The sequence below is a fragment of the Leucobacter sp. OH1287 genome (assembly GCF_003859945.1).
Classification (GTDB): Bacteria; Actinomycetota; Actinomycetes; order Actinomycetales; family Microbacteriaceae; genus Canibacter.
On record NZ_RQYM01000031.1, the window covers coordinates 1 to 1,239 of the forward strand.

The 1,239-nt window shown below is 49.8% G+C and carries 2 protein-coding genes; both read right to left on the bottom strand.

From position 1 onward, the window contains the following. Positions 1-33: 33 nt before the first annotated feature. Entirely contained in the window at positions 34-873 is an 840-nt protein-coding gene (locus EII30_RS08800) for an IS3 family transposase (protein ID WP_124886968.1), read from the bottom strand. Next, a complete protein-coding gene (locus EII30_RS08805; RefSeq protein ID WP_233569470.1) occupies positions 867-1,148 on the bottom strand; it encodes a transposase in 282 nt (93 codons plus the stop codon). Before EII30_RS08805 ends, EII30_RS08800 begins: the two co-directional genes overlap by 7 nt. Positions 1,149-1,239 lie beyond the last annotated feature (91 nt).

Consider the following 1,239-nt stretch of genomic DNA (forward strand, 5'->3'; position numbering starts at 1 on the left):
CCCGTTTTTAGGTCCAGGCGTTATTAGAGTTTTTCAACCCGCCACCTGCTGTTGAGCAAACTCTCTCGGAGTGAGATAACCCAACGATGAATGCCGGTGATGATAATTATAGTCACGATGAAACTCGGTAATAATCTCACGCGCTTCTACAATGTTAGCGAAATCATGCCTACGCAAACACTCCCTGCGCCTGAAATTGTTGAAAGACTCAACAAAACCGTTGTTCCAAGGAGTGCCAGGCTCGATAAAAAACATGCCGATCCGATCCCCACAGAGTCTAGCCAACCGTTTAGAAACAAACTCTGGCCCGTTATCCATCCGCAGCACCTCTGGCGTTCCTCGCTCAGCAAACACGCGAGTCAGTGCTCTAGCAAGCTCGTTCGCGTCAATATTACGCTCCACAACATCCAGAAGCGATTCCCTGGTGAACTCATCAATCATAGACGCGATCTTCACCGGCCGACCGTCACGGGTGACATCAAACTGAAAGTCGATGCTCCACACATGGTTAGGGCGCACCGCCTTAACCATGGGACTGGTACGCTTACCCTTCCTGGCTTGTTTTGTTGGGGTTTTACGACTCAAACCTTCCTCCCGCCACAACCGCTGTACCTTCTTCACGTTAATTTCCATCCCCACATCCCGAGTTAGATAAGCGTGAGCTCTTCTAAACCCATGAGTGGGGCGGCAGGCTGAATAGTCCCGCAAATCAGCGCGCAGTTTTTTATCAGGGTCGGAACTGGTTTGTTTAAGCTTAGACCTAAGAAACGTACTTCTTGACATGCCCACAATCTTGCAGGCGCGACGCACGCTATAGTCGAGGGTGTCGATAATGTGGTTGATAGCCCGGCGCTTGGAGTCCGGGCTTAGAATTTTCCCTTGGCAATTAGCTTTAACGCATCGATTTCCAGTACCTGGTCAGCGACTATACGTTTCAGTCGTTGGATCTCGTCTTTCATTTCAACGTATTCCTCAGCCTCGCTGGTGCTCATCTGCCCGAACCTGTTGCGCCAGTTATGGAGCGTTGAGGTAGATATTTCCAGCTGTCTAGCAACTTCCTCGGTTGATAGTCCTTGAGCGGTTAGTTCCGCATCGCGTTCTAGCAAACGGACTATCGCTGTTACTGTGTGCCTCTTACGAGTAGCCATATTGTTGTCCTTTCAAGTGATGCCAGTTAATGCTGGCAGTCTACATTCTGGACTCTAAAAACAGCCGGATCTAAAAACAGGGGTCAGGCCA